Below are 7,573 nucleotides of genomic sequence, written 5' to 3'. Positions count from 1 at the left end.
GGGTCGGGTTCGGGGTGGGCAGCGGCAGCGGGGCGGGCGTCGTGGTGGGCGGCCGGGGCGCGGGGACGGTCGGCGGCGGCGCCGGGCGGCGCCCCTACGTGCAGACCGCGCGGGCGGCAGCGACCGCCGGCACTCGCCGGCGCATCCTCGACCAGACGGTGGCGCTGGTCCTGCGGCAAGCGTCAGTCGACATCGTGCTCGCCGACATCGCCGCGGCGGCCGGGGTGAGCGTGCAGACCGTGCTACGCCACTTCGGCAGCCGGGGCGGTCTGTTCGAGGCGGCGGTCGCGCACGCCCGCCAGCAGGTCGCCGCCGAACGGGCAGCGCCGGCCGGAGACGTGGGTGCAGCCGTGTCGGCGCTGTTCGACCATTACGACCGCTGGGGAGAGACCATGCTGCGCCTGCTGGCGCAGGAGGGCGGCAGCGCCAAGGCGAATGCCGTCACCGCGCAGGGCCGCCAGTTCCACGACAACTGGGTTCGCGAGCTGTTCGCGCCCAGCCTGGCCATCCGGCCGGCCGACCAGCACGAGGCGATCATCGATCTCCTGGTGATCGCAACCGATCTCTACACCTGGAAGCTGCTGACCCGCGATCGCCGCCTGCCCCGGCAGCAGGCCGAACAACGAGTGCTGCGGCTGATCGCGTCGATCTTGGGAGAACGACGATGACCTCATTTCTCTTCGTCACCTGGGACGGTGGCGGCAACGTGCCACCGGCGCTCGGGATCGCCGCCGAGTTGCGCCGGCGTGGTCACACCGTCCGGGTGCTGGGCCATCCGCAACAGCGGGACGCGGTGACGGCCGGCGGGCTGCCATTCGAGCCTTATCGGCAGGCGCGCCCGTGGTCCGCGACCGCTCCGGCCGGCAACGCCCAGTGGGCGTGGAAGTACCTGCGGCTGTGCACCGACCGGGCCGGCGGCACGGATGTGGCCGTGAGCCTGCGCCGGGAACCGGCCGACGTGGCCGTTGTGGACTGCATGATGCTCGGCGCCATCAGAGCCGCCCAGGATCTGGGCGTCCGGCAGGTCACCCTCACCCATACGCTGTACGCCTACCTGCGAAACGGGCTGGACCGTGGCGCCGTCGGCCTGGCCGGGCGCGTGAAAGGGCTGGCGCCGAGCCGCCTCTGGGACCAGTCCGCCTTGAACCTGATCGTGACCTTGCGGGAGCTGGAACTGGCCGAGTCGGTGCCGGCGAACGCCGTGTTCACCGGCCCGGTCTGGCCACCCGGTGCGCCCACACCAGCTCCACATGACGCCGACGAGCCGCACATCCTGATCAGCCTCAGCTCCGTCTACTACGTCGGGCAGTCGACGGTGCTCACCTCGCTCCTCCGGGCCGTCGCCGACCTGCCCGTCCGGGTGACCCTCACCACCGGGCACGGCGTCGACCCGCGGCAGCTTCAGGCCCCTGCCAACGTGGAGGTGCACCGGTTCCTGCCGCACTCGCAGATCCTGCCCCGCGTACGCATGGTCGTCGGCCACGCCGGCCACGCCACCACCATGCAGGCCCTGGCACACGACCTGCCGATGGTCCTCATCCCCATGTCGTCGCTGGCCGACCAGCCGCTGGTCGCCAAGGCCGTCGCCCGCGCCGGCGCGGCCACGGTCGTGAACCGGTCGGCGTCGCCAACCGTTCTGCGCGCTGCCATCGAGCACATGCTCGGCGACGGCCCCCACCGCACCGCCGCCGCCACCATCGGCCGCCGGCTACGGGCCGCAGACGGCGCGTCCACCGCCGCCAAGCTGCTCGAACAGGTCACCTGACCCGCCAGCGGGGGTGTCCCTATGGGTTTCGTCCAGCCGAGTGGTCTCCGCCGGAAGGCTCTTGATCGTCACAGCTGGCGTTGGTCTGCCCGTCCTTGACCCCTGTCCCCTGTGCGCCTTTGCTCTGCTACAACCGGCGCAATGGTCACTGGTTGTGTCTGCTGCTGGCGCATGCTGTGGTCGTGGTCCGCCGTGTTGGTGCCGGTCGGGTGCTATCGCCTGGGTTGAAGCAGAGCAAAGGGGCGAGTGGGGTGACCGGTGGCGGTCTGGGTTGTGGTTACGCAGGGTCGCGGTGATGCTGGGCTACTGTTCGGCGCACGGTGCTCCAAGGGGCGTTCGATCCGGGCTCACTTTCTAGGTGATCTGGAGAGTCGGGCGGCGAGTATCTGCACCAGCGGCAGGCAGACGAGTACCAGCAGCCCAGCGGTCGGCCAGGCGAGCGCGACCAGGGTTGCCACGGCAAAGATCACCGACAGCGCGACGGGCGGTGCCAGCGCCCGCGCCCCTCCCGGACTCGAGGAGGCCCGCAGGTTGGCATGGCGGTTGACCCACCAGACCTGAGCGAGCGCAAGGAGGCTGATGACAAGCATGTTGCTGAGATAGAGAACCGCGGAATCGGTGCGCAGGCGCGTCTCGACGAAGAGCCGCGCGGTGGGAAACGGCAGGAAGACCACCGCCATCAGCCACGCCGTGTTGAGCACGAGGAGGAACTCGTCGTAATCGACGATCTGTTCGTAGAGGTGCCGGTGTGTTCGCCAGAACAAGGCGATGACCAGGAACGACACCACGAAGGAGAGAATGTCTCCGAGATGCTGGGAGAACAGTTGCGCCACCGACTGCCGAGCCGTGCTCTGATCGGCGAAGTCGACCAGCGGAAGCACCAGCAGGGTCAGGGCGATCGCCACGCCCCCGTCGGTGAACGTGGTGATCCGCTGCAGCGTCCGCTGACGGCGCTGGTGGATGTCGGGGCGCTGCGGTGCGCCGGCGCCCGCGGAATCCTCACTCATGCTCTGATTCTGGCGAACCGGACACCCTCCAGCGCCGTCGTTCGCGTACGCCGGCCGCTCAGATTCGGCCGGTGACCAGGAACTGCATCTGGTGCTCGTGATTCGGTGCGACACCGAACTGGCGGTCCAGGTCGAAGATCGATGTCAAGGGGGTGACGGTGACCTCCGCCAGGCCCGCTCGCTCCAGCACCGCCACGGTGTGGTCGATGGACTTTGCGGTGGCCAGGGGCAGCGCGGACTGCACCTGAGCGTCGTAGAAGCCGACGAAGTTCTCCGAGGCGTTGTCCAGGCCGTTCGGGAACCATGTGCTGTCGACCACCGCGACCGTGCCGCCCGGGCGTAGCAGGCGTGCCCAGTTCGCCACCGCGGCTTCCGGTTCGCGCAGCGTCCACATCAGGTACCGGCTGGTCACCGCGTCGAAACTGGCGGCCGGGAAGTCCGGGTGCACGGCGTCGCCGTGTTGGATGACCGGACCGTTGGCCATGGCGGCGGCGTGCTGGCGGGCGCGGTCCAGCATGCCGTCGGCGAGGTCGATGCCGGTGACGCGGTGGCCGAGTCCGGCGAGGACCATGGCGACCTGCCCGGTGCCGGTACCGACGTCGAGCACGTCGAGGGGCGCGGGAGGTAGCGCCTTGGCCCAGATCGCTGACCATGCCTGCTGGTCGGCGGCGAGACGGTCGGGGCGCTGCTGGTACTCGTCGTAGCCCGGCGCGCGGCCGGTCCAGTACGCGTTGATGCGGTCCTGGGTGGTCATGCGGCGATCCTCTCGTCGGCGGGATGGTCGATCGGGTGGAAGAGCAGGTGGATGGCGCCGTCGAGTTCCAGGCGCTGGATGCCGATGCCGTAGACGGGTTCGAGAACGGCGGGGTCCAGGACCTCGTCGGTGGTGCCGGCGGCGACCACCCCGCCCCGGCCCAGCAGCACCAGGTCGTCGCAGTAGCGGGCGGCGAGGTTGAGATCGTGCAGCACGACGATGGCGCAGGTGTCCAGGTTGCGTACCAGGTGGAGGATCTCGTGCTGGTAGCGGATGTCGAGGTGGTTGGTGGGCTCGTCGAGCAGCAGGTGGGTGGCCTGCTGGGCGAGGGCGCGGGCGATCAGCACGCGCTGGCGCTCACCGCCGGAGAGCCGACCGAAGGCCCGAGCGCCCAGGTGGGTGGCGCCGACCCGGGCCAGGCACCGGGCGGCGATCGCGTGATCCGCCGGGCCCGTACGCTGGAACGTCGACAGATGTGGCCCGCGACCCAGCAGCACCAGTTCCGCCACCGTCAGGGCGGTTTCGCCGCCGGTCTCCTGCACGACAACGGCCAGCCGGCGGGCGGCCTCCCGCGACGGCAGGCCGGAAAGGTCGTCGCCGTCCACCAGGACCTGCCCGGTGCCGCTGCGCAGTGCCCCGTAGAGGAGGCGTAGCAGCGTGGTCTTGCCGCTGCCGTTCGGGCCGATCAGCCCGAGGACGCGGCCGGGCCGCGCGGTCACGCTGATCCCGTCGATCACGGGGTTCGCGCCATAGCGCCAGGAGACTCCCGACGCCTGGATCACGCGCCGGCCTTGAACCGCTGCACGATCCGCTCGAGACCGTCGATCGACAGCGGAGTCGGCGGCTCGGTGAAGTTGAACAGCTGGGTCATGACGTTGCCGGAGCGGACGGCGTTGAGTTTCTCGGCGCCGGGAAGACCGGTCAGCCCCTGCTCGACGGCCTTGGGGTCGCCGTCGCCGTACAGCAGGATCAGCACGTCCGGGTTGCGGCCGAGCAGTTCCTCGACGGTGACCTCGAAGACCCGCTCCGGCACGTCGCCGAAGACGTTGCGGAAGCCGGCGGCCTCCAGCTGCGGGTGGGCCATGCTGGCCGTGCCGTAGGCGTACGTGGTGCCTCCGCCGACGGTCGGGTAGAGCACCGCCGCCGTGCGTCCGGACGACGGACCCGCCTCGGTCTGAATTCTGGTCATCCGCTCCTTGAGCGCGGTGACCGCGGTGGCGGCCTCGGCCTCGCGGCCGAACACCTTGCCGTACGTCTGCATCTGGGCGTAGATGCTGTCGAAGGTCGGCACGTCGGTGCTGTCGGGGCACATCGCGGGCTCTTCGAGCAGCGGGATGTTCACCGCCGAGAGCGTGTCGCGGGAGAGGTTGTCGACCTCGCCGAGCACCAGGTCCGGCTGTTGACTGATCACCACCTCCTTGGAGATCTGTAGGTGGCCACTGGTGTCGGTCTTGTCGGTCAGCAGCGGGATCCGGTCCAGCTCGGTGCGGGTCGCGGCGTCGTAGTACTCCGTGGGGTACTGCCCGGCCCGCGCGGTGACCCGGTCCAGCACGCCCAGTGCGTGCAGGTACGGCACGGCCGCGCTCTTGAGCAGCACGACCCGCTGCGGCGCGGCGTCGAAGGTCACGTCCACCCCGCAGTTGGTGACGGTGACCGGGTTGCCCTGGCCGGCCGCCGCCGGCTCATTACCGGCGCCGCCACACGCGGCGACGAGCAGCACGAGGGCGGACGTGGTGGCGGTGACGGCGAGACGGGTTGCCTTCATCGATTCTCCTCGACGGAATGGGGCGCTCATGCGCCGGAGGCGTGCAGTCGGCGGATCAGGAGCAGCAGGAAGGGAGCGCCGAGCAGGGCGGTGATGATGCCGATCGGGATCTCCTGCGGGGCGAGCAGGACCCGGGCGACCACGTCGGCCCAGACCAGGAGGATGGCGCCGAGCAGGGCGGCCACCGGCACCACGCGTACGTGCGGCGCCCCGACGATGCGCCGGGCCAGGTGCGGCACGACGAGCCCGACGAACCCGATGCTGCCGGCGGCGGAGACCAGCACGCCGACGCTGAGTGAGACCACCACGAGCAGGCGCATCCGGAACCGGTCTGGTGACACGCCCAGGGTCTGCGCGGTCTCGTCACCGATGGCCAGGATGTCGAGCCGCCGCCCGGCGATGGTCAGGTAGATGATCGTGCCGCCCAGCACGACCGCGGCCACCACCAGCAGGGCGTTCCACCGGGCCAACCCCAGGGACCCGAGGAGCCAGAACATCACCGAGCGCGCACCTTCGGCGGACCCGGAGGCGAAGATCAGGAAGCTGGTGGTGGCGTAGAGCGCGTAACCGACGGCCACCCCGGACAGCAGCAACCTGATCGAGGTCACCCGGCCGCCGCTGCGCGCGATCAGGAAGACCAGCAGCGACGCCGCGAGCGCACCGAGGAAGGCGCTGGTGGACAGGGCGTACTGCCCGAATCCCGCGCCGGCCCCGAACAGGATCGCCGCCGCGGCGCCGCTGGAGGCTCCCGAGTTGATGCCCAGCAGGTACGGGTCGGCCAACACGTTGCGCACCATGGCCTGCAAGGCCACCCCGCACACCGCCAGTCCGGCGCCGACCAGCATGCCCAGCAGCACTCGGGGCAGCCGGACCTGCCAGACGATCGCCTCCTGCGGCGGGGTCCAGGTCACTTCGCCCGGCAGGCCGACGAGCTGGTGCCCGATGATCCGGGCCACGGTCAGCGGGGGAATGCCGATCGCTCCGGACCCGACCGCAACCACCCCGGTCAGGATCAATCCGACCGTCAGCGCGAGCAGCCAGGCCCCGGTCCGGCGCTGCTGCGCTGCGACACCGAGCAGGTCCTCCTGACCCGTCGGCAGGGTGGCCGTCACCGTACCTCCACATGCAATCCCATGGCTCTTGCAAAGACTTGGCAAAAGCTAACAGCAAGATCAAGGGAGTGGAAGCCGAGTGAGTTGTTGTTCACCCGGGGTTGTCCGGCTGGCCTGCCCCGGTATCGGCCGGCCTACGGTGACGACCTGAGCAGGGCGTCCGCCTTACCAGGCCCACGCCTCGGGGCCGGGGCCGCCGTTGCCCACCGGCGGGAACAGCTCGTCCAGCCGGGCCAGGGCGTCATCATCGAGCCTCGTCTCCAGCGCCTCGACCGCCAGGTCGAGCTGGTCCGGGGTGCGCGGGCCGACGATCGGCGCGGTCACGCCGGGGCGGGACAGCAGCCAGGCGAGCGCCACCCTGGCCGGGTGCAGGCCCAGTTCGGCGCAGAAATCCTCGTACGGCTCCAGGGCCTGACGGTGCTCCAGCACCCGGGCCGCGGCGTGTGAGGTCGTCCGGCCGGCAGCGCCGTCGCGGTGCTTGCGCAGGGCACCCGACAGCACCCCCTGCGCCAGCGGCGACCAGGGCAGCAGCCCGATCCCGAGCGCCTGCGCGGCCGGTGCCACCTCCAGTTCGACGTGTCGGGTCAGCAGGCTGTACTTGCACTGCTCCGACACCAGGCCGAGCGAGCGCCGCCGATCCGCGACCGCCTGCGCGGCCACCAGGTGCCAGCCGGCGAAGTTGGAGCTCCCGACGTACAGCACCTTGCCCTGCGCGACGAGCAGGTCCATCGCCTGCCAGATCTCCTCCCACGGGGTGGCGCGGTCGACGTGATGCATCTGGTAGAGGTCGATGCGGTCGGTGCCGAGCCGGCGTAGTGAGGCCTCACACGCCGCGACGATGCGCCGCGCCGACAGCCCGCGATCGTTCGGGCCGTCGCCCATCGGCTGGTAGACCTTGGTGGCGAGCACCACCTCGTCCCGTCGACCCGACGTGGCGAACCACGAACCGATGTAGGTCTCGCTGGTCCCCTCGTAGTCCCGGGCCCCGTACATGTCGGCCGTGTCCACGAAGTTGATGCCGTCTCCGACCGCCCGGTCGAGGATCGCGTGGCTGTCGGCCTCCCCGAGCTGCCACCCGAAGTTCATCGTTCCCAGACATATCCGGCTCACCGCGAGTCCAGCGCGGGCAGGCGCCCCCCGGCCGCGGTGGCGACCACCTCCAGGACCAGG

The 7,573-nt window shown here is 70.6% G+C and carries 8 protein-coding genes; 2 read left to right on the top strand and 6 right to left on the bottom strand.

Annotated elements, in window-relative coordinates; genetic code table 11:
- A partial coding sequence (locus AB0M52_RS27095) for a TetR/AcrR family transcriptional regulator (protein ID WP_363959269.1) occupies positions 1-668 on the top strand: 668 nt, incomplete at its 5' end.
- On the top strand, positions 665-1,765 hold the full coding sequence (locus AB0M52_RS27090; protein WP_363959267.1) for a nucleotide disphospho-sugar-binding domain-containing protein: 1,101 nt from the start codon (positions 665-667) through the stop codon (positions 1,763-1,765). The genes AB0M52_RS27095 and AB0M52_RS27090, both read left to right, overlap by 4 nt.
- A gap of 347 nt (positions 1,766-2,112) precedes the next feature.
- Here AB0M52_RS27090 and AB0M52_RS27085 read toward each other — a convergent pair whose 3' ends face one another.
- From AB0M52_RS27085 to AB0M52_RS27060, 6 genes are all read right to left on the bottom strand, one after another.
- Entirely contained in the window at positions 2,113-2,772 is a 660-nt protein-coding gene (locus tag AB0M52_RS27085) for a TMEM175 family protein (RefSeq protein ID WP_363959264.1), read from the bottom strand.
- 58 nt (positions 2,773-2,830) lie between these two features.
- Positions 2,831-3,526 (bottom strand): methyltransferase domain-containing protein, encoded by a 696-nt coding sequence (locus tag AB0M52_RS27080; RefSeq protein ID WP_363959262.1) that lies wholly within the window; start codon positions 3,524-3,526, stop codon positions 2,831-2,833.
- A complete protein-coding gene (locus tag AB0M52_RS27075; protein ID WP_363959259.1) occupies positions 3,523-4,308 on the bottom strand; it encodes an ABC transporter ATP-binding protein in 786 nt (261 codons plus the stop codon). Before AB0M52_RS27075 ends, AB0M52_RS27080 begins: the two co-directional genes overlap by 4 nt.
- On the bottom strand, positions 4,305-5,291 hold the full coding sequence (locus tag AB0M52_RS27070) for an ABC transporter substrate-binding protein (protein WP_363959257.1): 987 nt from the start codon (positions 5,289-5,291) through the stop codon (positions 4,305-4,307). Before AB0M52_RS27070 ends, AB0M52_RS27075 begins: the two co-directional genes overlap by 4 nt.
- Positions 5,292-5,317: 26 nt before the next feature.
- Positions 5,318-6,403: an iron ABC transporter permease gene (locus AB0M52_RS27065; protein WP_363959255.1), complete on the bottom strand. Its 1,086-nt coding sequence runs from the start codon at positions 6,401-6,403 to the stop codon at positions 5,318-5,320.
- Positions 6,404-6,568: 165 nt separating this feature from the next.
- Positions 6,569-7,513 carry an aldo/keto reductase gene (locus AB0M52_RS27060; protein ID WP_363959252.1) on the bottom strand — a complete coding sequence of 315 codons (945 nt, stop codon included), beginning with the start codon at positions 7,511-7,513 and terminating at the stop codon, positions 6,569-6,571.
- Positions 7,514-7,573 lie beyond the last annotated feature (60 nt).

Source organism: Micromonospora sp. NPDC051296 (genome assembly GCF_040682255.1).
Classification (GTDB): domain Bacteria; phylum Actinomycetota; class Actinomycetes; order Mycobacteriales; family Micromonosporaceae; genus Micromonospora; species Micromonospora craterilacus.
This window is presented reverse-complemented; position numbering and strand designations above follow the sequence as displayed.